The sequence below is a fragment of the Comamonas piscis genome, assembly GCF_014109725.1.
In the GTDB taxonomy this organism is placed as follows: domain Bacteria; phylum Pseudomonadota; class Gammaproteobacteria; order Burkholderiales; family Burkholderiaceae_C; genus Comamonas; species Comamonas piscis.
The window spans coordinates 5,123,604-5,147,921 of the sequence record NZ_CP058554.1 but is presented as its reverse complement, the minus strand read 5'-3'; the positions used below and the strand labels follow the sequence as shown (position 1 = coordinate 5,147,921).

25 protein-coding genes are annotated in these 24,318 nt (G+C 65.1%); 14 read left to right on the top strand and 11 right to left on the bottom strand.

The window, feature by feature from the left end; translation table 11 throughout:
• Positions 1-36 precede the first annotated feature (36 nt).
• The 6 genes from argS to rpoN all read left to right on the top strand — a co-directional run bounded on the left by argS (position 37) and on the right by rpoN (position 6,474).
• Positions 37-1,746: an arginine--tRNA ligase gene (gene argS / locus HS961_RS23275; protein WP_182325765.1), complete on the top strand. Its 1,710-nt coding sequence runs from the start codon at positions 37-39 to the stop codon at positions 1,744-1,746.
• Between the two features lie 26 nt (positions 1,747-1,772).
• Positions 1,773-2,477, top strand: coding sequence for an SPOR domain-containing protein (locus HS961_RS23270; RefSeq protein WP_182325764.1), 705 nt, complete (start codon positions 1,773-1,775; stop codon positions 2,475-2,477).
• A gap of 56 nt (positions 2,478-2,533) precedes the next feature.
• A complete protein-coding gene (locus HS961_RS23265) occupies positions 2,534-3,178 on the top strand; it encodes a thiol:disulfide interchange protein DsbA/DsbL (protein ID WP_182325763.1) in 645 nt (214 codons plus the stop codon).
• 111 nt (positions 3,179-3,289) lie between these two features.
• Positions 3,290-3,943, top strand: a complete 654-nt coding sequence (lptA, locus tag HS961_RS23260) for a lipopolysaccharide transport periplasmic protein LptA (RefSeq protein ID WP_182325762.1) — start codon at positions 3,290-3,292, stop codon at positions 3,941-3,943.
• A gap of 23 nt (positions 3,944-3,966) precedes the next feature.
• Positions 3,967-4,743: an LPS export ABC transporter ATP-binding protein gene (gene lptB / locus HS961_RS23255; RefSeq protein WP_182328410.1), complete on the top strand. Its 777-nt coding sequence runs from the start codon at positions 3,967-3,969 to the stop codon at positions 4,741-4,743.
• Positions 4,744-4,848: 105 nt separating this feature from the next.
• The gene (gene rpoN, locus HS961_RS23250) at positions 4,849-6,474 is read left to right on the top strand and encodes an RNA polymerase factor sigma-54 (RefSeq protein ID WP_182325761.1); all 1,626 of its coding nucleotides are present in this window, start codon (positions 4,849-4,851) and stop codon (positions 6,472-6,474) included.
• An 88-nt stretch (positions 6,475-6,562) separates the two neighbouring features.
• On the opposite strand, the gene HS961_RS23245 is transcribed toward rpoN, so the two are convergent.
• Together HS961_RS23245 and HS961_RS23240 are read right to left on the bottom strand one after the other, a co-directional pair.
• Positions 6,563-7,486 (bottom strand): aspartyl/asparaginyl beta-hydroxylase domain-containing protein, encoded by a 924-nt coding sequence (locus tag HS961_RS23245; RefSeq protein WP_182325760.1) that lies wholly within the window; start codon positions 7,484-7,486, stop codon positions 6,563-6,565.
• A gap of 123 nt (positions 7,487-7,609) precedes the next feature.
• The gene (locus HS961_RS23240; RefSeq protein ID WP_182325759.1) at positions 7,610-8,362 is read right to left on the bottom strand and encodes a hypothetical protein; all 753 of its coding nucleotides are present in this window, start codon (positions 8,360-8,362) and stop codon (positions 7,610-7,612) included.
• 198 nt (positions 8,363-8,560) lie between these two features.
• On the opposite strand from HS961_RS23240, the gene HS961_RS23235 reads away from it, so the two are divergent.
• The 4 genes from HS961_RS23235 (at position 8,561) to HS961_RS23220 (ending at position 12,036) form a co-directional block, all read left to right on the top strand.
• On the top strand, positions 8,561-9,838 hold the full coding sequence (locus tag HS961_RS23235; RefSeq protein ID WP_182325758.1) for a THUMP domain-containing class I SAM-dependent RNA methyltransferase: 1,278 nt from the start codon (positions 8,561-8,563) through the stop codon (positions 9,836-9,838).
• On the top strand, positions 9,835-10,335 hold the full coding sequence (locus HS961_RS23230) for a putative toxin-antitoxin system toxin component, PIN family (RefSeq protein WP_182325757.1): 501 nt from the start codon (positions 9,835-9,837) through the stop codon (positions 10,333-10,335). Before HS961_RS23235 ends, HS961_RS23230 begins: the two co-directional genes overlap by 4 nt.
• Before the next feature lie 197 nt (positions 10,336-10,532).
• Positions 10,533-10,850, top strand: coding sequence for a DMT family transporter (locus tag HS961_RS23225; RefSeq protein WP_182325756.1), 318 nt, complete (start codon positions 10,533-10,535; stop codon positions 10,848-10,850).
• Positions 10,851-10,905: 55 nt separating this feature from the next.
• Positions 10,906-12,036 carry a 3-deoxy-7-phosphoheptulonate synthase gene (locus HS961_RS23220; protein WP_182325755.1) on the top strand — a complete coding sequence of 377 codons (1,131 nt, stop codon included), beginning with the start codon at positions 10,906-10,908 and terminating at the stop codon, positions 12,034-12,036.
• Between the two features lie 21 nt (positions 12,037-12,057).
• Here the strand turns inward: HS961_RS23220 and HS961_RS23215 are convergent, their stop codons facing one another.
• Together HS961_RS23215 and HS961_RS23210 are read right to left on the bottom strand one after the other, a co-directional pair.
• A complete protein-coding gene (locus HS961_RS23215) occupies positions 12,058-12,390 on the bottom strand; it encodes a YnfA family protein (protein ID WP_182325754.1) in 333 nt (110 codons plus the stop codon).
• Positions 12,390-12,788, bottom strand: a complete 399-nt coding sequence (locus HS961_RS23210) for a hypothetical protein (RefSeq protein WP_182325753.1) — start codon at positions 12,786-12,788, stop codon at positions 12,390-12,392. The genes HS961_RS23215 and HS961_RS23210 overlap by 1 nt, the downstream gene beginning before the upstream one ends.
• A gap of 145 nt (positions 12,789-12,933) precedes the next feature.
• On the opposite strand from HS961_RS23210, the gene HS961_RS23205 reads away from it, so the two are divergent.
• From HS961_RS23205 to HS961_RS23195, 3 genes are all read left to right on the top strand, one after another.
• A complete protein-coding gene (locus tag HS961_RS23205) occupies positions 12,934-13,716 on the top strand; it encodes an IclR family transcriptional regulator (protein ID WP_116926261.1) in 783 nt (260 codons plus the stop codon).
• 45 nt (positions 13,717-13,761) lie between these two features.
• Positions 13,762-14,877 carry a CaiB/BaiF CoA transferase family protein gene (locus tag HS961_RS23200; RefSeq protein WP_182325752.1) on the top strand — a complete coding sequence of 372 codons (1,116 nt, stop codon included), beginning with the start codon at positions 13,762-13,764 and terminating at the stop codon, positions 14,875-14,877.
• An 81-nt stretch (positions 14,878-14,958) separates the two neighbouring features.
• Positions 14,959-15,291 (top strand): hypothetical protein, encoded by a 333-nt coding sequence (locus tag HS961_RS23195; protein WP_182325751.1) that lies wholly within the window; start codon positions 14,959-14,961, stop codon positions 15,289-15,291.
• 10 nt (positions 15,292-15,301) lie between these two features.
• Here the strand turns inward: HS961_RS23195 and HS961_RS23190 are convergent, their stop codons facing one another.
• From HS961_RS23190 to HS961_RS23160, 7 genes are all read right to left on the bottom strand, one after another.
• A complete protein-coding gene (locus tag HS961_RS23190; RefSeq protein ID WP_182325750.1) occupies positions 15,302-16,099 on the bottom strand; it encodes an enoyl-CoA hydratase/isomerase family protein in 798 nt (265 codons plus the stop codon).
• Positions 16,096-16,899: an SDR family oxidoreductase gene (locus HS961_RS23185; RefSeq protein ID WP_182325749.1), complete on the bottom strand. Its 804-nt coding sequence runs from the start codon at positions 16,897-16,899 to the stop codon at positions 16,096-16,098. Before HS961_RS23185 ends, HS961_RS23190 begins: the two co-directional genes overlap by 4 nt.
• Positions 16,896-18,611 (bottom strand): long-chain-fatty-acid--CoA ligase, encoded by a 1,716-nt coding sequence (locus HS961_RS23180; protein WP_182325748.1) that lies wholly within the window; start codon positions 18,609-18,611, stop codon positions 16,896-16,898. Before HS961_RS23180 ends, HS961_RS23185 begins: the two co-directional genes overlap by 4 nt.
• Before the next feature lie 12 nt (positions 18,612-18,623).
• The gene (locus HS961_RS23175) at positions 18,624-19,610 is read right to left on the bottom strand and encodes a Bug family tripartite tricarboxylate transporter substrate binding protein (protein ID WP_182325747.1); all 987 of its coding nucleotides are present in this window, start codon (positions 19,608-19,610) and stop codon (positions 18,624-18,626) included.
• A gap of 74 nt (positions 19,611-19,684) precedes the next feature.
• A complete protein-coding gene (locus tag HS961_RS23170) occupies positions 19,685-20,461 on the bottom strand; it encodes a crotonase/enoyl-CoA hydratase family protein (RefSeq protein ID WP_182325746.1) in 777 nt (258 codons plus the stop codon).
• A 41-nt stretch (positions 20,462-20,502) separates the two neighbouring features.
• A complete protein-coding gene (locus tag HS961_RS23165) occupies positions 20,503-21,270 on the bottom strand; it encodes an SDR family NAD(P)-dependent oxidoreductase (RefSeq protein WP_182325745.1) in 768 nt (255 codons plus the stop codon).
• 66 nt (positions 21,271-21,336) lie between these two features.
• Positions 21,337-22,518: a thiolase family protein gene (locus tag HS961_RS23160; protein WP_182328409.1), complete on the bottom strand. Its 1,182-nt coding sequence runs from the start codon at positions 22,516-22,518 to the stop codon at positions 21,337-21,339.
• A 210-nt stretch (positions 22,519-22,728) separates the two neighbouring features.
• On the opposite strand from HS961_RS23160, the gene HS961_RS23155 reads away from it, so the two are divergent.
• Entirely contained in the window at positions 22,729-24,306 is a 1,578-nt protein-coding gene (locus tag HS961_RS23155) for an AMP-binding protein (RefSeq protein ID WP_182325744.1), read from the top strand.
• Positions 24,307-24,318: the final 12 nt, after the last annotated feature.

The window sequence follows — 24,318 nt, the reverse complement described above, 5'->3', positions numbered from 1 at the left end:
CCCAGCGCCGGTAACTGCTTCGTCTAAGTTTCAAATATGTTGCAAGTCAAAAAAGATTTGCTCGCAGTGCTTGCTGCCGAGCTCGATAAGTTGTCGCCTGGCGCCGGTAGCCGCGCGGCCTTTGAAACCCCCAAGGTGGCCGCGCACGGTGACTTTGCCGTGACCGCTGCGATGCAGCTGGCCAAGCCGCTCAAGGCCAATCCCCGCGCGCTGGGCGAGCAGCTCAAGGCCGCGCTGGAAGCCGCCCCCGCCTTTGTGCAATGGGTGGATGCGATCGAGATCGCCGGCCCTGGCTTTTTGAACCTGCGCCTCAAGCCCGCTGCCAAGCAGCAGGTGGTGCAAGAAGTGCTGGCCCAGGGCGAGCGCTTTGGCATGCAGGCCCCGCGCGACGAGAAAATCATCGTTGAATTTGTCTCGGCCAACCCCACCGGCCCGCTGCATGTGGGCCACGGCCGCCAGGCCGCGCTGGGCGATGCCATCTGCAGCCTCTACGCCAGCCAGGGCTGGGCCGTGCACCGCGAGTTCTACTACAACGACGCGGGTGTGCAGATCGACACCTTGACCAAGAGCACCCAGCTGCGCGCCAAAGGCTTCAAGCCCGGTGACGACTGCTGGCCCACCGACAGCGAGAACCCGCTGGCCAAGAACTTCTACAACGGCGACTACATCGGTGACATCGCCCAGGCCTTCCTGGCCAAGCAGACCATCGAGGCCGATGACCGTGCGTTCACCGCCAATGGCGATGTCGAAGACTACGACAACATCCGCAACTTTGCGGTCGCCTACCTGCGCAACGAGCAGGACAAGGACCTGCAGGCCTTCAACCTCAAGTTCGACGAGTACTACCTCGAATCGAGCCTGTACCAGAACGGCCATGTGGATGAGACCGTCAAGCGCCTGATCGCCAGCGGCCACACCTATGAGCAAGATGGCGCGCTGTGGCTGCGCACCACCGACTTTGGTGACGACAAGGACCGCGTGATGCGCAAGTCCGACGGCACCTATACCTACTTTTTGCCCGATGTGGCCTACCACACGCAGAAGTTTCTGCGTGGCTACGGCAAGGCGGTCAACATCCAGGGCACCGACCACCACGGCACCATTGCCCGCGTGCGCGCCGGCCTCCAGGCCGTGAATGTCGGCATTCCCAAGGGCTACCCGGATTACGTGCTGCACACCATGGTGCGCGTGGTGCGCGGTGGCGAAGAGGTCAAGATCAGCAAGCGCGCCGGCAGCTATGTGACCTTGCGCGACCTGATCGAGTGGACCAGCAAGGATGCCGTACGCTTCTTCCTGCTGTCGCGCAAGCCCGATACCGAGTACACCTTCGACGTCGATCTGGCCGTGGCCCAGAACAACGACAACCCGGTGTTCTACGTGCAGTACGCCCATGCGCGCATCTGCTCGGTGCTGCGTGGCTGGCAAGAGCAGGGCGGCGCTGGCCTGCCGGTGCTGTCCGGTGTCGATCTGAGCGCGCTGCAGGGCCCGCAGGCCCAGGCACTGATGCAGATGCTGGCCCAGTACCCCGAGATGCTGACCAACGCCGCCGACGGCAATGCGCCGCACGATGTTACGTTCTACCTGCGTGATCTGGCCTCGGCCTACCACAGCTACTATGATGCAGAACGTATCCTGGTGGATGACGAAGCCACCAAATTGGCCCGTCTGGCCCTCGTGGCGGCGGTCGCCCAGGTGCTGCGCAATGGCCTGGCGGTGCTGGGTGTGAGCGCACCGGAGCGCATGTGATTTTGCGAACAAAGGTAATAACTGCAATGCGACGACATCAACGTGGTGGAACCATTCTGGGCCTGATCCTGGGGCTGCTGGTGGGCGTGGGCGCGGCCTTGGCCGTGGCGGTCTACGTCACCAATGTGCCGGTGCCGTTTGTCAACAAAGGTGGCGCCAAGGGCGATGCCAAGGACAAGGCCGAGGCCCAGCGCAACCAGAACTGGGACCCGAACTCGCCGCTCTACGGCAAGAACCCCGCGCGTGCGCCAGCCGCTGCAGCACCGGCTGCGCAAGGCGTGGTGGTGCCTGAGCCGCCTCGCAATGTGGCCGACAACACCAGCCCGCCCGTCGAGAACAAACCTGCCAAGCCTGAGGTGGTGCTGCCCGATGCGGCCAAGGCCACCGACAAGCCCACGGACAAGACCCAGGTCGCCAAGCTTGACCCCAAGGCCGGCCAGGGTGCGGATCCGCTCGGAGACTTGGCCAAGTCGCGCAGTGCCGATGGCACTGACGGCTTCCAGTACTTTGTGCAAGCGGGTGCCTTCCGCTCCCAGACCGATGGCGATGCACAGCGCGCCAAGCTGGCGATGATGGGCTGGGAAGCCCGCGTCAGCGAGCGCGAAGTTAATGGCCGCACGGTATACCGGGTGCGCGTAGGCCCATTCAACAAGCGCGATGATGCCGACGGCCTCAAAGGCAAGCTCGATGGCGCTGGCGTGGATGCGCAAATCGTTCGCGTACAGCGTTGAACTTTTGGCGGTGCAGGGCACTCCTAACCGCAACTTGTCACTGGAGTTAACAACACATGAAACGTCGTGATTTTTCTACCCTGGCGGCTTCCGCTACGGCCGCTTCCGCACTGAGCCTGCCTTTTGCCACTGGCGCCAACGCGCAAGCCAAGTTCAAGGAAGGCAAGGACTACATCAAGCTGGCCAAGCCCGTCACCCCTGACGCGCCTGCTGGCAAGGTAGAAGTCATCGAGTTCTTCTGGTACAGCTGCCCCCACTGCAATGCCTTCGAGCCGCAGTTTGAAGCCTGGGCCAAGACAGCGCCCAAGAACCTGCAGATCCGCCGCGTGCCGGTTGCCTTCAACAACACCTTTGTGCCCCAGCAAAAAATCTACTTTGCGCTGGAGTCCATGGGCCTGATCCCTGAAGTGCATGTCAAGGTCTTCCGCGCGATCCATGTGGAGCGCCAACGCCTGAACAAGGACGACGAGATCTTCGCCTGGATGGACAAGAATGGCGTGAACCTCGCCAAGTTCAAAGAGGCCTACAATTCCTTCAGCGTGGCGGGCCAAGTGCGCAAGGCCACCCAGCTGCAAGAATCCTACGGCGTCGAAGGTGTGCCATCCTTGGGCGTGGCCGGCAAGTACTACACCGACGGCACCCGTGCCGGCTCGATGGGCAATGTGCTGCAAGTGGTCGAGTTCCTGGCGACACAAGGCTGAGCGAACTTACGCGACACCTAGGTGAAGCCCGCCCTGGCGGGCTTTTTTGTGCTTAAAACGGTTCAACGCTCCAGCATGGCTACAATGGGGCAGAGCAAGATTCATGCCTTTATGAGACACCGTATTTTTAACTCCTTGTTGGTGGCGGCCATGCTGGCCTTGCCGCTGCTGTCGCATGCTGAGCGTGCCGACCGTACCAAGCCCATGAACATCGAGGCGGACGATGGCCGCCACGATGAACTGAAGCAAACCAGCGTGTTTACCGGCAATGTGGTGGTGACCAAGGGCACCATCATCATTCGCGGTGCGCAGTTGACCGTCAGCCAGGACCGCGACGGCTTCCAGCATGGCGTGGTGACTGCTGCTCCGGGCAAGCTGGCGTTCTTCCGCCAAAAGCGGGACTCGGCACCGGGCGCGCCCGACGAGTTCGTTGAAGGCGAAGGTGAGGTCATCACCTACAACGGTCGCGATGACACCGTGCATTTTGAGCGCCGTGGCGAGCTGCGCCGCTACCGCGAGACCACCTTGACCGACCAGGTCAGTGGCCCGCTGATCACCTACAACAACCTGACCGACACCTTTACCGTGGTCGGCCAGAAAGGCGCGCAAGCCAGCGATCCCAAGCCCGGCGCTGCGAAAAACGGCCGCGTGCGCGTGATCCTGACGCCCAAGGCGGACGACAAGGCCAGCACCCCGGCCAAGCCCGCAGCGGACGACAAGACCCCCTTGCGCCCCAGCACCCAACTGAACGACGGAGCCAAGTAACCGTGGCAGAGAACTCCTCGACCATTTCCGTCAATGCCCGGGTCGCCAACAGCGACCACCGCAGCCAGCTGGAGGTGTTGCACCTGGAGAAGTCCTATGGCAGCCGCAAGGTGGTCAAGGATGTGTCGCTGTCGGTGCGCAAAGGCGAAGTGGTGGGTTTGCTCGGCCCCAATGGTGCTGGCAAAACCACCTCGTTCTACATGATCGTGGGCCTGGTGCGCAGCGATGGCGGAGACATCCGCATCGATGGCCAGTCGGTCGCCGATATGCCGATCCACCAGCGCTCGCAGCTGGGCCTGTCCTACCTGCCGCAGGAGGCATCGATCTTCCGCAAGCTCAGCGTGCAGGACAATGTGCGCGCCGTGCTGGAGCTGCAAAAGGACGAGCATGGCAAGTCGCTGTCGCGCGCCGAGGTCGAGCGCCAGCTCACCGCGCTGCTGCAGGAGCTGCGCGTCGAGCACCTGCGCGAGTCGCCCTCCGTGGCGCTGTCCGGTGGCGAGCGCCGCCGGGTCGAGATCGCCCGCGCGCTGGCGACCCAGCCCCGTTTCATCCTGCTCGACGAGCCCTTTGCCGGTATCGACCCGATTGCGGTGATCGAGATCCAGCGCATTGTCGCCTTCCTGAAAGAGCGCGGCATCGGCGTGCTAATCACCGACCACAATGTGCGCGAAACCCTGGGCATCTGTGACCACGCCTGCATCATCAGCGATGGCAAGGTGCTGGCCGCAGGCACGCCGCAAGAGATTGTGGAGAACGCCGAGGTGCGGAGGGTCTATCTGGGTGAGCACTTCCGTATGTGACGCCGCACGCCCGGGCGGGCGTGCCAGCCAAGATACCGCCTTGCGCCGCCGGGCCGCTGGGGCTTGTCGGATGCCATCTGCCGTGGTCGGCACGGAGGCGCTGCCATGATGCCTTCGCTGTCACTGCGTGTATCGCAGAGCCTGACCCTCACGCCGCAATTGCAGCAGTCCATCCGTCTGCTGCAGCTGTCCACCCAAGAGCTGACGCAGGAAGTCGAGCAAATGCTCGATGAAAACCCGTTTCTGGAACGCGAAGGCGATGACGCTGTTGATTCGGAACGGGCGGAAGCACCGGCCCAAGACACCAGCGAGGGCACCGAGACCGCCGCTGTGGGCGACAAAGCCACCGAGACCACTGCCAGCACCGACACCAGCAGCGCGAGCGATTTCGAGGCGGGTCCTTCCGACCTGCCTTTGGATTTTGGCGCGGGCAAGGAAACGGGCGTTGATGCGGAAGCCGCTTCCGGCGACTCGGCCTCGGACTGGGAAGAGTGGGGGGGCGACCTGCCCGCGCGCTCCAGTGCGGGCTCGGGCGATGACGACGATGAAGCGCCGCTGTCCGACCGGCGTTCCGAGCACCTGAGCCTGCAGGATGTGCTGCACCGCCAGGCGCTGTCACTGCGTTTGTGCCAGGAGGGCCAGGCCGCACTCTATTTCTTGATCGAATCGCTGAACGACGACGGCTATCTGGAAGAGACCTTGGCCGAGCTGGCGCAAAGCTTTGGCGATGCCAGCGACCCCGAGCGCTATGAAGCGCTGCTCCACCACCTCACGGTCGCGCTGCGCTTGCTGCAAAGCCTGGAACCCCTTGGGGTGGGTGCACGCAACCTGTCTGAGTGCATGCAGCTGCAGATCAAGGCGCGGCAACGCCTGCTGGATGAAGAAGGCTCGGACACCCCCGAGGCCGATGCACTGGCGCTGGAAACGGCTTTGCTGGTCTGCCAGGAATCACTCGATCTGCTGGCGCGCCGCGATGTGCGCAAGCTGATGCAGCTGACAGGCTGCAACGAAGCGGCAGTGCGCAGCGCGCTGGTCTTGATCGCCAAGTTGGAGCCCCGGCCCGGCCGCCCCTATGCGGATGTGGACCGCAATGCCATCATTCCCGATGTCATCGTGCGCCCCAGCAATGAGCGCGGTTTGCCGGTGCCCGGCTTCAGCGTGCAGCTCAATGCCGAAGTGATGCCGCGCCTGCGCGTGCAGGATGTCTATGCCAATGCCTTGCGCAGCCACAAGGGCAGCGAAGGCCATGGCGCCTTGCAGCAGCGCCTGCAGGAGGCGCGCTGGTTCATCAAGAACATCCAGCAGCGCTTTGACACCATCTTGCGCGTGTCGCAGGCCATTGTGGAGCGGCAGCGCAATTTCTTTGTGCATGGCGAGCTGGCCATGCGCCCCATGGTGCTGCGCGAGATCGCCGATGAGCTGGGTTTGCACGAGTCCACCATCAGCCGCGTGACCACCGCCAAGTACATGGCCACGCCGCAGGGTACCTTTGAGCTGAAGTACTTCTTTGGCTCAGGCCTGGGTACCGAGACCGGCGGCAGCGCCTCCAGTACCGCCGTCAAGGCGCTGATCAAGCAACTGCTGGACGAGGAAAGCGCCAAGAAGCCGCTGTCGGACGCAAAAATCGCCGATCTGCTGCAGGCCCAGGGCATTGAATGCGCGCGCCGCACGGTGGCCAAATACCGTGAAGCAATGCGCATCCCGCCCGCCAGTTTGCGCAAGGCGCTGTAGGCGTTGTTGGCGCAGCGGGCTCAAGGCCCAGCGCATAAAAAAACCGCAGTTCGTTGAACTGCGGTTTTTGCGTTGAGACGGCGCCAGTTTACTTGGGCCAGAGCCACCAGATAAACAAGGCCAGCACGGCCAGCATCAGGCCGAACTTGGTCAGCTTGTAGGCCGTCTTGTTCCAGGCCTTGAAGCGGCGGCGGTACTGGCCCATGTAGAACGACACCTTGAAGATGCGGCTGATAAAGCCGCGCGGATCGCCTTCGTTGTTGGGCGAGCTGGCAGCAGCCACCACATGCGTGCCCAGCCAGCGGTTGAGCCACTGCGCAAAGCCATTGGTCATGGGGCGCTCGACATCGCAGAACAGCACGATGCGGTTGCCCTCGGACCGGTTCTCGGCCCAATGCATAAAGGTCTCGTCAAAAATCACGCCTTCGCCCTCGCGCCAGCTGTAGGGCGTGCCATCGACTTCGATCATGCAGCGGTCGTCATTGGGCGCCAGAACGGCCAGGTGGTAGCGCAGCGAGCCGGCATAGGGATCGCGGTGAAGGTTGAGCTTGGCGCCGGGCGGCAGCTCAGCAAACATGGCGGCCTTGATGCCGGGGATCGATTGCACCAGTGCGCTGGTCTTGGGGCAGAGCTCCATCGCCGACGGGTGGGCCTGGCCGTACCACTTCAGGTAGAAGCGCTTCCAGCCGGTCTTGAAGAAGGAGTTGAAGCCCGCATCGTCGTTGTTGGCCGCTGCCTTGATCTGCATCGCCTTCTGCAGGCCGATGGCTTCTTCGCGGATCTCGCGCCAGTTGGCTTGCAAGGGCGCCAGGTCGGGGAAGGTGCTGGTGGGCAGGTAGGGCGTGCGCGGCACCTTGCTGAACATCAGCATGAACACATTGAACGGCGCCGTGAAAGTGGAGTGGTCGAACAGCTGGCGCAGCAGCTTGTGCCGAACCTTGCCGCGCAGGTGCATATAGAGGCCGCAGCCAAAGAAAAGCAGCACCAGGGCCAGAACGATGATTTTTGCCATAGACAGCGATTTTAGCTGCGGCGGCTGTCTGCGCAAGCGCAAACTGGCGCGCTGCAAGGCCTGCGGGGCGGTTGGATGGCCTGCTGCCAGCAGGCCTATTGCATCCGTCCGATGGCAGCGCGCTTATTTGGGCTGGGTGGCGAAGGCGGTTTTCAGGCGCTGCAGCATCTCGCGGTTGAGCTGGCGCTGCTGGCCGCTCCAGGGGGTCATCGCCTTGTTCAGCTCGGCCTGCAGTGCGTTGGCGGTCTGCCAGTCGCCCTGGCCAGCGGCCCAGATGGCGTACTCGGCCATCACATCAAAGCTGCCCGAGTGCTGGCGCGCAAAATCAAAGCTCTTGCGGGCCATTTCCTGGTCGCCCAACTGTGCATAGGCCTTGGCCACCAGCAGGCCCACGGCCTCGGCCCGGAAATGCACATCGGCCTGGGCAATCACCCGCAGCTGCTGCAGCGCCTGCTGCGGCTGGCTGGCCTGGTAGGCGGCCTGCGCGGCGCCCCAACGGATTTCCAGGTCATTCGCAAACGGGCCCTTCATGCTGGCTTCAAAGTGCCTGAAAGCCGGCTCGGCCTGGCCATTGGCCAACAAGGCTTGGGCCAGGCGGATCTCGTTCTGGGCGGTGGGGCTGTAGTCATATGCGGCCTGGGCATCGCGCACCTCGCGGGTGGGGTCCAGCGCCTTGACGGCGTTGCTCGCCAGGCTGCGCGCATGGCGCTGCAGGCGCGAGTTGGGTAGGTAAATCGCGAAGAAATACACCACGCTGCCGAGGAAGGGGAAGGCCAGCAGCACAAACAGCCAGTAGTTGTTCTGGCCGCTGCGCACCGCATGGACCGCAAAAAACAGCGCAATGATGACGTGTACGCCGGCTCCAAGGTATGGCATTCGCATTCTTTCTTGGGTATTCTGGGTGGAGGGCCTGGCGCACTGGGCGGCGGCCCGCTCTGGAGTCGCACTATAGCAGCCGGGTCCTTGTTACCGTAGTGCTATCTGTTCCCGTCTACGAATGCGGCTGGCACAGTCGGCCATTCCCATGCGCTTGCGCGGACAATGGGGCAAGCGCGTATGCTTGCCCCCCTGCTTATGAACCAACTGCATTTGTTTTTGCCCTGCGCCGCCGGCGTCGAGGGCCTTTTGGCGGACGAAGTCCATGCCATCACCGGCGCCAGCGGGCAGGACCTGCTGGTTGCGCGCGGCGGCGTCATGCTGCGCGGCATGTGGCGCGATGCGCTGCTGCTGAACCTGCACAGCCGCCTGGCACAGCGCGTGCTGATTGAGCTGTCGCATAGCATGTACCGCAACGAGAACGACCTCTACCGCGCCGCCAGCGAGGTGGCCTGGGAGATCTGGTTCTCGCCCAAGGAGACCTTCAAGATCGAGGTCACCTCGCAGCACAGCCCGCTGACCAGCCTCAACTTTGCGGCGCTGCGCGTCAAGGATGCCATTGCCGACCGTTTCCGCGAAGGCCGCCATGGCGTGCGCCCCAGCGTGGAGACGCACCACCCCGATGTGCGCGTGCACCTGCACCTGACCACCGATGGCGCCACCATCTATATCGATACCTCGGGCGAGGCGCTGTTCAAGCGCGGCTGGCGCGAGGACAAGGGCGATGCGCCGCTGAAGGAAACCCTGGCGGCTGCAATGATTGCCGCCAGCGGCTGGGACCCCCATGGCGACGACCCGCAGCCGCTGTACGACCCCTGCTGCGGCAGCGGCACGGTGCTGATCGAGGCGGCCCAGATTGCGCGCAAGATTCCCGCCGGCATCCTGCGCCGCTTTGCGTTTGAAAAGCTGGTGCCCTTCCAGCGCCATGTCTGGGAAGCGATGCTGGACGAGGCCGAGCGCCGCATCCTGCCCCAGAGTCCGGTGGGCATCTACGGCTCGGACATCTCCTTCCGCATGGTCGACTTTGCCCAGCGCAATGCCGAGCGTGCCGGTGTGGCCGAGACGATTGAGCTGCGCGGCGGCGATGCGCTGCAGCGCATGCCGCCCAGCGAGCAGCCCGGCATGATGCTGCTCAACCCACCCTATGGCGAGCGTATTGCTGCGGCCGGTACCGCCGGGCGCAATGCAGCAGATCGCATGGGCCAGGTCGAGCGCGCAGGGCGCGAGACGGCGCAGACCGAAGACGGTGGCGAGTTCTTCAACCAGCTGGCCAGCCACTGGAAGAAGAACTACAGCGGCTGGAGCGCCTGGCTGCTGACCCCTGATTTGAAGCTGCCCGGCAAGATGCGTCTCAAAGAGTCGCGCCGCACCCCCATGTGGAACGGCCCGATCGAATGCCGCTTGTTCCGCTTTGACATGAGCAAGGGCGCGCACAAGCCACGCCACAGCGAGGCCGGGCCCGGCAGCGCTGCGTGAAGGTCGTCCTCAAGTGGCCTTCCTGCAATGAAGGCTACGCCGGGCCCTTGCCCCGGCCTGTGGTGCTGGACACCAATGTCGTGCTCGACATGCTGATCTTTGATGATCCGCATATTCCGCCGATCCGTGCGCTGGTAGCCCAGGGCGCCTTGCGCTGGATTGCCGACGAGGCCCAGCGCATTGAATTGGAGCGGGTGCTGCACTACAGCCAGATCGCCCCGCGCGTCAGCTACTACGGCAAGTCGCCTGAAGGCGTGATGGCTGCGTTTGATGCCGCTGTGCAGTATGTTGATGCCGCCCCCAAGATCCGCTTTACCTGCACGGACCCGGACGACCAGCATTTTCTGGACCTGGCCAGCCAGCACCGCGCCTTGCTGGTGAGCAAGGACAAGGCGGTGCTCAAGCAGCGCAAGCGCGTCGCTACCTATTACGGCGCTACGGTCGGCAATCTGCTGCAGTTGGAGCCCGCCGAGGCCGAGGCCGAATCCCTGGCCTGAGTGCGCTGCCCGCTGTGGCGCGCCAACCACCCACAGCCCTACGGGCGATCCAGCGGAGGCTTGGCCCTATGCAGGCCCCGCCGCTATCATGAACCCCATTGCGCAGGGACGGCCCTGCATGGCGCTGCAGCAGCGGCGCGCACCACCGCCAGGACGGCCTGGCCATTCCAAGATTCCATTTTTCTAAGGAGTTCGATATGGCCTGGGTTTATTTGCTGGTTGCCGGTGTGCTGGAGGTGGTTTGGGCGTTCACGATGAAGCAGTCGAATGGCTTCACCAACATCAAATACAGCGCAATCACCCTGGTGGCGATGATTGCCAGCTTTGGCCTGCTGTCGGTCGCGATGCGCAGCCTGCCGCTGGGCACGGCCTACACGATCTGGACGGGTATTGGCGCCGTGGGCGCGTTTATCGTCGGCATCACGGTGCTGGGCGAGGCGCTGACACCAATGCGCGTGGTGGCAGCCTTGCTGATCGTCAGCGGTCTGGTGCTGATGAAGCTGTCTTCCTCCTGATCCTGCGATGCCTTAGGCCTGCGAACGTGTTTGCAGGCCCTGCGACAATAGCGGGATGACCGATTCTTCCATTGCCGCAGGCACCGTGCCTCGCAAGTCCCCGTCCCGGCTTTCCACGGTTGACAAAACCCGCATCGATGACACGCGCATCAAGGTGGTGCGCCCGCTGATCACGCCCGCCTTGTTGGAGGAGTGGCTGCCGATCACCGACGAGGCCTACCAGCTGGTGGAATCGAGCCGCGCGGCCATCTCCAAGATCCTGCATGGCCAGGACGACCGCCTGGTCGTCGTGGTCGGCCCTTGCTCCATCCACGACCATGACCTGGCGATGGACTATGCCCGTCAGCTCAAGGTGCAGGCCGAGGCCTTGAAGGACGACCTGCTGGTGGTGATGCGCGTCTACTTCGAGAAGCCGCGCACGACGGTGGGCTGGAAGGGCTATATCAACGACCCGCACTTGGATGGCAGCTTTGCCGTCAACGAGGGGCTGGAGCTGGCACGCCGCCTGCTGCTGGATATTCTGGCGCTGGGCCTGCCGGCGGGCACCGAGTTTCTGGACCTGCTGTCGCCCCAATTCATCAGCGACCTGGTCAGCTGGGGCGCCATTGGTGCCCGCACGACCGAGAGCCAGAGCCACCGCCAGCTGGCCAGCGGCCTGTCCTGCCCGGTGGGCTTCAAGAACGGCACCGATGGTGGCGTCAAGGTGGCCAGTGACGCCATCCTGGCCGCGCAGTCCGAGCATGCTTTCATGGGCATGACCAAGATGGGCCAGAGCGCCATTTTTGAGACCCGGGGCAACCAGGACTGCCACATCATCCTGCGCGGCGGCAAACAGCCCAACTACAGCGCGGCCGATGTGCAGGCCGCCTGCGAGGTGCTGGCCAAAGGCGGCCTGCGCGAGCAGGTGATGATCGACCTGTCGCATGCCAACAGCAGCAAGCAGCACCGGCGCCAGATCGATGTGGCTGCCGATGTGGCCCAGCAACTGGCCGCCGGCGACCGCCGCATCACTGGCGTGATGATCGAGAGCCATATCCACGAAGGTCGGCAGGACATCGTTGAAGGCCAGCCGCTGGCCTATGGCGTCTCGCTCACCGATGCCTGCATCAGCATGGAGCAGACCCTGCCGGTGCTGGCCCAGCTGGCGCAGGCGGTGCAAGCCCGCCGCGCTGCCAATAAAGCTTAATTGGCGGACCCGGGCGCGCGCTCAGCGCTGCGCCGCGCCCACCATGATTACGCCCATGCCCGCCAGGCACAGCGCCACGCCGGCGATGTCCCAGCCGCTGGGGCGGATGCCATCGACCAGCCACAGCCAGGCAATCGCCGTCGTCACATAGACCCCGCCATAAGCGGCATACACCCGGCCCGATGCAGTCGGGTGCAGGCTCAGCAGCCAGACAAAGGCTAGCAGCGCCAGCACTGCGGGCAGCAGCACCCAGGCTGGTGCCTTGTCCTTGAGCCAGAGATAAGGCAGGTAGCAGCCCACGATCTCGGCAATCGCCGTCAGCACAAACAGGGCGGTGGTGGTCAGCAGGGACATCAGGTCGCTTTCGTAAAGGTGGGCAGGCGCGCAGCCAGTTCGGCATCGTGCTGCGCCAGCTGCTGCAGTTGGGCAAAGGCCGGCACTGCAGCGGGCACGATGCTGTGGCCGCAGACCTGGGCATAGCCATCCAAAAACGGCTGCGCCATCTCTGCGCTTTGCAACCAGGTATCGGCGCAGGCCAGCAGTGCTGTGCAGGCCGCTGCATCGCGCCCCATCTGGGCAATGGCCCACAGCGCGGCCTGGCTTTCCACCTCGTCCAAGTCGGCATGGTCTTGCACCAGCAGATCCAGTGCTTGCTGGCGCTCGGCCGCGGGCAATTGCCGGTCCGCCAGCAGCTGGCCGATGGCGGCGATGGCGGGAACGCGGGTAGGCAGACCGTGTTGGTTCAGGCTCATGGCAGGTGGGAGTGTTGCAGATTGCCGCCATTGGGCGGCTGGGGGCATCAAGGGGGAATACAAGCTGCCAATATCAGGCCAATCCCGATTAGAATTTCATAAATCGAGACAAGAGTCTCGCAATAAGTAACTTTTATACTGAAATATGAATTCTGAAGCGGATGGAAAACTGGTCAGCGCCTTGGTGCGCGGCGTCAGTATTTTGCAGTGCTTTAACAACAAGCAGCAAGAACTCAGTGGCAAAGAGCTGATGGACCTGACGGGTTTGCCCAAGCCCACCTTGTTCCGCCTGACCGAAACCCTGTGCGAGCTGGGCCTGCTGCGCTATTCGGAGCGCCTGTCCAAGTATGTGCTGGGCATAGGGGTGCTCAACCTGGCATCGCCCCTGCTGTCGCGCATGACCGTGCGGCAGTTTGCCCGCCCGCAGATGCAGGAGCTGGCCAACTACATGGGCGGCCAGATCCAGCTGGCGGTGGGCGAGGGCCGGCGCCTGGTGCTGGCCGAGCTGGCCAATGGCATGGACAACAAGGTCTTCACCCCCGAGATCGGCGTAGCGGTATCTTTGGTGCGCACAGCGACTGGCCGCGCCTACCTGCTGGGCCAGAGCGAGGCCGAGCGCCAGGCCTACCTGGACGAGCTGGATGGCCGCGCGCCCGAGCGCGCTGCGCTGCTGCGCGAGCGCCTGGACGATGCGCGCCAGGACCTGGCCTTGCACGGCTTTTGCCGCAGCCATGGCGATCTGCACCGCGAGATTCTGTCGATTGCGGTGCCACTGTCGCAACCCATCGATGGCGAGCGCTGGGTGTTTGGCGCCTCGGTCCCTACCTACAACCCCAAGAGCCGCGAGCTGGAGACCGATATCGGCCCGCGCCTGGTGACCCTGGTGCGCTCACTCGAAGGCCTGATCGGCACCTCCAGCCTGTCCTGATCCGAGCGGGCAGCGCAGCACAAAAAACAACCACAGGAGACAAGCATGAAAGTATTGGACGGCATCAAGGTGCTGGAGATTGGTGGCCTGGGCCCGGGCCCTTTCTGCGCCATGCACCTGGCCGATCTGGGCGCCGAGGTGATCTCCATCGTGCGCGAGGAAAAGGGCAGCGCCCCTACCGGCAACCTGCTCAACCGGGGCAAGCGCTCGGTGTTTGCCGACCTGAAAAGCGCCGAGGGCAAGGCCCTGGTGCTGGCCCTGGTGCGCGATGCCGATGTACTGATCGAGGGCATGCGCCCCGGCGTGATGGAGCGCCTGGGCCTAGGCCCGGCCGAGTGCCAGGCGCTGAACCCAAAGCTGGTCTACGGCCGCATGACGGGATGGGGCCAAACCGGCCCGCTGGCCCCGCGCGCCGGCCATGACAACAACTACGCCGCAGTATCCGGCGCGCTCTGGGGCTGCAGCCCCGCCGATGCGCGGCCGGTGTCGTCGTTTGCGATGGTCGGCGATATCGGCGGCGGCGCACTCTACCTGATGACCGGCTTGCTCGCCGGCGTGATCCAGGCGCGCAGCAGCGGCAAGGGCAGCGTGGTGGATGCTGCCATTGTCGATGGCGCTGCCCATATGCTGAACCTGGCGCTGAGCGCCCGCCAGCGCGGCATCGTCGCCGATGTGCGTGGCGAAAGCATCCACGACAGCGCACCGTTCTACGACACCTATGTCTGCGCCGATGGCCAGCACATCACCATCGGCAGCATCGAGCCGCAGTTCTATGCGCTGCTGCTGCAGAGCTTGGACCTGGCGGACGACCCAGACTTTGCCGCGCCCCAGTCGCAATGGGACAAGGCCTTTTGGCCGCGCCGCCGCGCGCGCCTCCAGGCACTGTTCATCACCGAGCCGCGCGCGCATTGGCAGCAAGTCTTTGAAGGCAGCGATGTCTGCTTTGGCGCGGTGCTGAGCCCGCTGGAGGCCGCCGCCCACCCGCATATGCAGGCGCGTGGTGTGTACCACCAGCAAGGCGGCGTGTTGCAGGCGACGCCCGCACCGCGCTTTGACGGCCAGGCCTACGACACGCCCGAGATGTGCGCCGCTGGAGCGCATACCGAGGCCGTACTGGCGCAGGTGAGCGCAGGGGATGGCAGCGCTGCCTGGCGCCGTTGAGCGCGCCAGACTGCGCCGGGGTGCGACAATGCTGCCCTGCCTGGGCAGCGCCTGGCCGGGCACAGATCAAGGGAGTTGCCGATGGGCATCGTGGTTTTTTACCTGCGCAACAACGCCGAGGATGCCGAGGGCGAGCAGCCCAACTGGCAGCCGCAGTGCCTGGCCTATAGCGACCAGCAGATGAGTGAGGCGCTGGCGCAATGCCAGCGCTTGCGCGCGGACCCGCGCCATGCGCATGTGGTGATGTCGTCCGAGCTGCGCGACATGGTCGGCCAACTAGGGGTAGCGGCAGTGGAAGGCGGCCGCACGCCCGATGGAGAGCTGTATGACTGGAGCAAGGCCGGGCGGGCGGGCCTGAGCCGCCGCAATGCGATGGAGCCGCCAAAAAAGCGCGGCACCACCAGCAGCGACTAAACCGGTTTTTTCAGGCCTTTGCTGGCCACTGGAACGGCGCAGGCTGCTTGTTCAAAAAGGCCTGCACGGCGTCGCGGTGCTCGGCCGTGCCCATCGCCAGCGCCTGGGCATTGGCCTCTTGCTCCAGCAGCGCGGGCAGGTCGTTGGCGGCCATCGCGAGCGAGCGTTTGATCAAGCTCAGCGCCACCGGCGAGGCACCCACAAAGCTGTGCGCAATCGCCTGGGCCCGTGCCTGCAACTGCTCGGGGGCCACCAGTTCGCTGGCAATGCCCAGCTGCAAGGCCTCCTGCGCGGAGACCTCGCGGCCCGAGAGCATCAGCTCCCGCGCGCGCTGCACGCCCACCACACGCGGCAAGGTGTAGAAGGCCGCGCAATCGGGCACGACACCCACGCGGATAAAGGACATCGCAAAGCGCGCCCGGTCTGACGCAATGATGAAGTCCGCCGCCAAAGCCAGGCTGAAGCCCGCGCCATAGGCCGCGCCGTCCACCGCCGCAATCACCGGTTTGTCCAGCAGCATCAGGTCCTTGAGCCAGTGGTGCAGGCTGGACAGCCGTGCGCGCCAGCCGGCATTGTCCAGGCCCGATGCCGCAATATTGCCCAGGTCACCGCCTGAGCAGAAGTGGCTGCCCTCGCCGGTCAGCACCAGCGCACGCAGGCTGGCGTCGGTCTGCACCAGGCGCACCACCTCTGCCATCTCCTCGCGCATCTGCGGGTCAAAGGCATTGCGCTTGGCCGGGTAGTTAAAGCGCAGGGTGGCCACGCCGTCCTGGCGTTCAAAAATGATGCGTTCGTAGTTGCGACTCATGCGGCGCTCCGGGGTACATAGGAGGCTCGCATGTCGCGCCCGCCGCGCAGTGCGGAGCCGCCATCGACGGGGATGATGGCGCCGGTCACATAGCTGGCCAGCTCGGACGACAGGAACAGGGCCATGTGGGCGACATCGTCAGTACTGCCCATGCGCAGCAGCGGCACGGTAGAGACGGCGCGCTCCAGCGCATCGGCAGTCGGCGCCAGGCGGCGCATGCCTTCGGTATCGCCGATGGGGCCGGGCGAGATGCTGTTGACGCGGATGCCATCCTCGCCCCATTCCAGCGCCAGCACCTTGGTCATCATGTCGATGCCGGCCTTAGCTGCGCAGGCATGGACCTGGTACATGGTGGGGTTGACGCCTTGCGGCGCCGAAATATTGATGACGCTGGCGCCGGGCTTGCGCAGCATCGGGTAGGCCAGGCGCAGCACATGGAAGCTGCCATTGAGGTCGATATCGACAACGGTCTTAAAGCCATTGGGCGACAGGTCCTTGGCCGGTGCAATAAAGTTGCCTGCGGCGCCCGAGACCAACACATCGATGGGGCCAAAGCGGGCATGTGCCTGCGCCAGCGCGGCCTGCACGGCATCGGGGTCGCGCACATCGGCGCTCAGGCCCAGGGCCTGGGCACCCAGCGCCTCCAGCTCGGCGGCGGCCTGGGCCACCTTGTCGGCCGAGCGGCTCATGACCACGACATGCGCGCCGGCGCGGGCGAAGGCCTTGGCAATGCCCAGGTTGATGCCACTGCTGCCGCCTGCGACAAACACATGCTGGTGGCGAAAGGAGAAAGAGCTCATGGGTGTTCCGTATGCAAAGAAAGGGAGGAGGCAGCGGCTTGCTGCGCCGCCTCCTGCAGTGCGCGCCACTGGATCTTGCCGGTGGCGGATTTGGGCAGCGCGGCGAGAAAGTCCACCGCGCGCGGCACCTTGTAGGCGGCCATCTGTTCACGGCTCCAGCCGATGATCTCGTCCGCCGACGCCTGCGCGCCGGGCCGCAGCACCAGCAGCGCCTTGACCGATTCGCCGCGCTTGGCGTCGGGCACGGCAATCACGCAGGCCTCCAGCACGGCCGGGTGGCTGTAGAGCATGTTCTCCACCTCGGCGGGCCAGACCTTGTAGCCGTTGGCATTGATCATGCGTTTGAGACGGTCGCGCATGAAGTAGTAGCCGTCTTCGTCCACCGAGGCCAGGTCACCGGTGCGAAAGTAGCGCCGGCCATGGCGCTCAAAAAAGGCCTCGCGGTTGGCCTCGTCATTGCGCCAGTAGCCCTGCATCACCTGTTCGCCGCTGGAGACCAGCTCGCCCACTTCGCCAGCGGGCAGCTCTTCCAGGGTCTCGGGGTCAACGATCATCGAATGCACGCCCTGGGTGGGGACGCCCAGGCACTGGCGCTTGGTGTGGCCGGGCGGATTGGCGTGCAAGAAGGCGGCGGTCTCGGTCAGGCCATAGCCTTCGCTGTAGTGCAGGCCATAGCGCTCGGCCAGCATCTGCGACACGGCCTCGGGCATGGCCGCGCCGCCGCCGGCCAGCATGGCCAGGCTCGACAGGTCCAGCCCATGCGCAGCGGCCTGGCTGAACAGGTCGATCACCATGCTGGGCGGCGCCGTCCAGGCGGTGACCTGGTGGCGCTCGATCAAGGTCGCTGCCAGCAGTGCATCCCAGCGCGGCATCATTACCACCGTGCCGCCCACGGCAATGGGCATGTTCATGCCGTACTGCGTGCCCAGCATGTGGAACATCGGCGCCACCGACAGAAACACCAGGTCGTCATTGAAGCCGCGCCACAGGCGCGAGCCGGTGAGCGACGCCAGCACCGAATGGTGGCTGTGCATGCAGCCCTTGGGGTGGCCGGTGGTGCCCGAGGTGTAGGGGATGGTGGCCAGCATGTCCGCCTGCGCCACACGCGGGCCGGGCGCCAGCTGCAGCGCCAGCGCTGCGGCAAAGCCATGGTAGGGGCCGGCGGGCAATGGCAGACGCGGGGCGGTCACCACCTCGGGCAGGGCATCGGGCGGCGATGCGGGCAGCGCATCGCTGTAGGCATGGACCAGCACCGCATCGAGCAGGCCCTCGTCCACACAGGGCTGGGCACTGGCCAGCAGCTCCTGGGCGACGATGGCCAGACGCGCGCCGCTGTTGTCGGCGTAGTAGCGCAGCTCCGTGGCCGTCGTCATTGCGCTCACCGGCACCACTACGCCACCGGCGCGGTAGATGGCATAGCAGGCGATGACAAACTGCGGGCAGTTCTGGCTTTGCAGCAGCACACGCTGGCCCGGTGCCAGTTGCAGGCGCTGCTGCAAGAAGCCGGCCAGCGCCTCCACCTGGGCCAGCAGCTGGGCATAGCTGCTGCTGGCGCCTGCGTAGATGATGGCGGCCTTGTCCGGGTAGCGTTGGGCCGAAGCCGTTAGGTTGTCATCCAGGCTGATGCGGGGCACGCGCAGGTCGCGCGAGACGCCTTTGGGCCAGTAGAAAGGCAGCGGGGTGCGTGTGGAAGCGGGAGGTATTTTTGGCATGAACACGTCGCCTCAATCCAGCTGCAGCTGCTGGCTTTGGATCAGCGCGCCCCAGGTCTGCTGGTCATCGGCCACCAGCTTGGCAAAACCGGCTTGGGGCATGCCACCGGGGCGGCCACCCAGCTCGCGGTAGCGGCGCATGATGTCGGGGTCCTGCAGCACGGCCTGCAGGTTCTCGGCCAGCTTTTTCTGCACCTCAGGCGGTGTCTTGGCGGGCACAAAAAAGCCCATCCACCCGACCTGGTTGAAGTTGCGCATGCCCAGCTCGGTCATCGTCGGCACCTCGGGCAGATCGGGCTCGCGCTGGTCGCCGGTGACGGCCAAGGGGCGCAGCTTGCCGTCCTTGATGTGGACCAGCGAGGCGGTCATGTTGTCAAACATGAACTGGGTTTCGCCGGTCACGATGGCCATGGTGCCGGGGGCCGATCCCTTGTAGGGGATATGGACCACATCGGTGCCCGTGCGTTCCTTGAAGAGCTCGCCCATCAGGTGCGTGGTCTGGCCCACACCGGCCGAAGAAAACGACAGCTTGCCCGGCTGGGCTTTGGCAGCGGCCACCAGCGCATCCAGGCTCAGGATTGGCGACTTGGCGGGCACCACCAGCACGTTGGCGAACGAGATCATGTCCGTCAGCGGGGCAAAGTCCGTGGGCTTGTAGCTGAGTTTTTTATAGGCCGTGTAGTTGATCGCATTGGAGCCGCTGTTGCCCACCAATACCGTGTAGCCATCGGGCTGGGCGCGCGCCACCAGGCTGGCGCCCAGGCTGCCACCGGCCCCGGGTTTGTTGTCGACGATCACCGACTGGCTCAGGCGCTGCCCCAGCTTTTGGGCCAGCAGGCGCGCGGGGATGTCGGTCGATCCGCCGGCCGCGCCGGGCACGATCAAGGTGATGGTGCGGGTCGGCCAGTTGGCCTCGGCATGGGCGCTAAGCGCGCTGGCGAGCAGCGCCAGGGCCGCCAAGGCCCGCAGGGGCTGGCGGAGAAGGTAGGTACGTGGCATAGGTTTGTCTCCTGTTGCGCGCTTCTATGGCGCGTCTAAGGGCTGTGCGACTCAGAGTTCCGGGCGGTCTAGGTTCAGGCACCCTTCCAGACCGGTGGGCGTTTTTCCGCAAAGGCGGCCGCGCCTTCGCGCGCATCCTGCGAGCTGAAGACGGGTGCGGTGATCTCGGCCTGGCGGTCAAACATCTCCGCCAGCGGCCATTCGCCCGACTGGCTAGCCACCTGCTTGCTAGCGGCCACAGCCAGCGGGCCATTGGCGGCAATGGTTTGCGCCAGTGCCAGTGCGGCATCCAGCGCGCCGCCGGGCTCCGTCAGGCGGTTGACCAGGCCCAGCTGGGCAAAGCGCTCGGCGCCAAACATATCGCCGGTGAGGATGCATTCCATCGCCACGTGGTAGGGCAGGCGTTTGGGCAGGCGCAGCAGGCCACCGGCCGATGCGGCCAGGCCACGCTTGACTTCGGGCAGGCCGAACTTGGCATCGCGAGCGGCCACGATCAGGTCGCAGGCGAGCGCCACTTCAAAGCCACCGGCCAGTGCATAGCCTTCCACCGCCGCGATCAGCGGCTTGGCAGGGGGCCGCATCGTCAGCCCGCAAAAGCCGCGCCCCGGCAGGCTGGGGCGCTTGCCCTGCAAAAAGCCCTTCAGGTCCATGCCGGCGCAAAAGCTGCCGCCTGCGCCGGTGATGATGCCCACCCGCAGCTCCTGCTGGCTGTCCAGTGCATCGAGCGCGCTGGCCATCGCCTCCGCCATCTCCAGGGTGGCGGCATTGCGCGCATGAGGGCGGTTGAGCTGCATGATGAGCACTGGGCCACGGGTTTCGACCAGGAGTTCTGCGGTTTCAGAGCCAGACATGGGGACCTTTCAACAGACTGTTGGGTGCAGGGCAGTGCGGCTCAGCGCGGTTGCATGCGGATGGCGCCGTCGAGGCGGATGGTTTCGCCGTTCAGCATCGGGTTCTCCAGAATGTGCAGCGCCGTCATCGCGTACTCGGGCGGGCGGCCCAGGCGCGCCGGGTTGGGGACCGAGGCGGCCAGCGACTGGCGCACGTTCTCGGGCAGTTTGGCGAGGATGGGGGTGTCAAACAGGCCCGGGGCAATGGTGCAGACGCGGATCATCTTGGAGGCCAGGTCGCGCGCGGCGACGATGGTCATGCCGATGACGGCGGCCTTGGACGAGGCATAGGGGATCTGGCCGATCTGGCCTTCGTAGCCTGCCACCGAGGCGGTCAGCACGCAGGCACCGCGCTCGCCTTCCAGCGGCTCGTTCTGCGCCATGGCCACCGCCGACAGGCGCAAGGTGTTGAAGGTGCCGATCTGGTTGATGCGGATGATGTTCGTGTACTTTTCCAGCGAGCCGGGGCTGCCGTCTTTCTCGATCAAACGCACGGGGCCGCCGATGCCGGCGCAGTGCACCAGCGCACGGAACTGGCCCCAGGCCTGCGCAGCAGACACGGCCTTTTGCATCTGCTCGGCATCGGCCACATCGGCCTTGACGAACTTCAGCTGGCCGGCGTACTGCTTTTCCATCGCCGCGCCGCGCTCTTCGTTTAAATCCACTGCCACCACGTTCAGGCCGCGCTCCAGCAGGGCCACGGCGCTGGCTTCGCCCAGCCCCGATACGCCGCCGGTCACGAGGGCGGTCATTCCTTGGGTCAATTGCATCTCAAAAATCCTTGTCAGTTCAAACGTTCAATTCGATGGAGCCGTTGTGATGGCTCTCTGAGGCACTTAGCGCAGCACCTCAATAATCGTGGCGTTGGCCATACCGCCCGCCTCGCACATCGACTGCAGGCCATAGCGCTCACCGCTGTCTTCCAGCGCATGCAGCATCGTGGTCATCAACCGCAGGCCCGATGCACCCAGCGGGTGGCCCAGCGCAATCGCGCCGCCGCGTGGGTTCAGGCGCTCGCCATCGGCGCCCAGCTCTTTTTGCCAAGCCAGTGGCACCGAGGCAAAGGCCTCGTTGATCTCGTAGTGCGCAATGTCGCCCAGCTGCATGCGCGCCTTGGCCAGCACGCGCTGGGTAGCGGGGATGGGGGCGGTCAGCATGTAGAGCGGGTCGTCGCCGACGACATCAAAGGCCACAAAGCGGGCGCGGGGGCGCAGGCCCAGTTGCAGTGCGCGCTCCTCGCTCATGATAAGCATGGCGCTGGCGCCATCGGTCATCTGCGAGGCATTGCCGGCCGTGGTGCTCCACTGGATCTGCGGAAAGCGGGCCGAGAGTTCTTCACTCTCGAACACGGCCTTGAGGCCGGCAAGCTTCTCGGGCGTGGTGCTGGCGCGGATGGTCTCGTCGGCGCTGACGAGGCCGAGGGGGCTGCGGATGGGCACGATCTCGCGCGCAAACGCGCCGCTGCTTTGGGCCGCATGGGCGCGCTGGTGCGAGCGGGCGGCATAGGCATCCAGATCGCTGCGCGACAGGCCCCATTTGGCGGCCACCAAGTCAGCCGACACGCCCTGGCCCACCAGGCCCGGGGCATGGCGCTCGTCAAAGCGGGCGCCGGTGGTGTTTTTGCCCATGCGCGAGCTGCCCATCGGCACCCGGCTCATCGATTCGACACCGCAGGCGATGACGATGTCCTGCGTGCCCGACATGATGGCCTGCGCCGCAAAGTGCACCGCCTGCTGGCTGGAGCCGCATTTGCGGTCGATGGTGGTGGAGGGCACATGCGCGGGCAGGCCAGCGGCCAGCCAGGCCAGGCGCCCGGGGGTGCCGGCCTGCTCGCCGGCCTGGCTGACGCAGCCGCAGATCACATCATCGACGGTGGCGGGGTCGAGCTGGTTGCGGGCGACCAGCTGCTCCAGCACTTGGGAGAGCAGGTCCACCGGGTGGAGTTCGGCCAGGGCGCCATCGGGTTTGGCCCGGGCCATGGGGCTGCGGATGGCATCGACTATGACGGGTGTTTTCATCATTTAATGAGACTTGTGGATCATTAAATTAATGATAGGTTTCAAAAAACCGAATACCTACTGGTATTTACCCGCAGCAAATTTCAGAGCAAACACCAGATACTGTCCCTGAACTCTCGAAATTCGAGACGGAAGATTCAAAATTAGAGTAAAGCTGTAACACAGGTGATTGCGTGCTGCGATTGGCTGTGCACCACGGAGACCGAGGAGATGCACAACTTCTTCAGCTGGGCCCAGGCCCAGCCCGAGCGGGTGGTTTTGACGCAGGCCGATACCGGCCGGCGCTACACCGCAGGCGAGATAGCGCAGGGCGCAGAGCAGATGGCGCAGTGGCTGGCCCAGCAGGGGCTGCAGGCCGAGGAGACCATCGCGGTGCTGCTGGAGAACCGCTATGAAATCATGCAGCTGGTGCTGGCCGCGCGGCTGGCCGGCCTGTATGCCGCCGTTATCAGCACGCACCTGACCGCCGCCGAGGTGGCCTATATCGCCCAGGACAGCGGCGCCAAAATGCTGCTGGTGTCCAGCAAGACCTGGCCGACTGCGCAAGAGGCGGTGCAGGGCCTGGCGCTGGCCTGCTATTCGGTCGATGGCGACACGCCTGGTGTGGCGCCTTTGGCCGATGCGCTGGCCGCTGTGCCCCTGGGTGCAGAGATCGACCTGAGCACGCGCCCACTGGGTCGCGATCTGCTGTACTCCAGCGGCACCACCGGCCGGCCCAAGGGCATCAAGAAGCCGCTGCTGGCGCCGGCCTACCGCCAGCAACGCGACCCCGAGGTAGCAGCATGGATGCGCAGCATGCGGTTTGACAACGATGCTGTCTACCTCTCGCCCGCGCCGCTTTACCATGCAGCGCCGTTGCGCTACAGCCTGCGCACCCTGGATGTCGGCGGCTCGGCCATCATCATGAGCCGCTTTGACCCCGAGCAGGCGCTGGCGCTGATCGAGCGTTACCAGGTGACCCACAGCCAGTGGGTGCCGACGATGCTGGGGCGCCTGCTCAGGCTGCCGGACGAGACCAAACGCCGCTACCGGCTGGACAGCCACCGCGTGGCGATCCATGCAGCAGCGCCCTGCCCGGTGGCCGTCAAGCAGGGCATGCTGGACTGGTGGGGCGATATCTTGCTGGAGTACTACGCTGGCTCCGAAGGCTGCGGCACCACCTTGATCGACTCGGCCCAGTGGCGTGCGCGGCCGGGCTCGGTCGGCCGGGCCATCAGCGGTCAGCTGCACATCGTGGGCGACGAGGGCGAGGAGCTGGGCGTGGGGGAGGTGGGCCGGGTCTATTTCTCGGGCGGCGGTGCTTTCCAGTACCTCAATGATGAGCGTAAGACGCGCGAGGCCATCGATGCGCGCGGCTGGGCCACCTATGGCGATATCGGCCATGTTGATGCCGAGGGCTTTTTGTTTTTGAGCGACCGGCGCGCCGACCTGATTCTGTCGGGCGGGGTCAATCTCTACCCGCAAGAAATCGAGAACGCGCTGGCCCAGCATGCGGCGGTGGAAGAAGTCGCCGTCGTCGGCGTGCCCGATGAGGACTTTGGCGAGCAGACCCTGGCCGTCGTGGTGCTCAAGCCCGGCTTTGCGCCCGACGAGGCGATGGCACGCGCGATCGTCGACCAGGCAGCCGGCAGTCTGTCCAAGGTCAAGCGGCCGCAGCGCCTGGTGTTCGAGCCCAGCCTGCCCCGGCTGGAGACCGGCAAGCTGCTGCGCCGTGTGCTCAAGGACCGATTCAAGGAGGCGCCGCAGGCGGGCTTTGGCCTGCGCAGTACCAGCGGCGCCCAGGGCTGATGCCCCTTACTT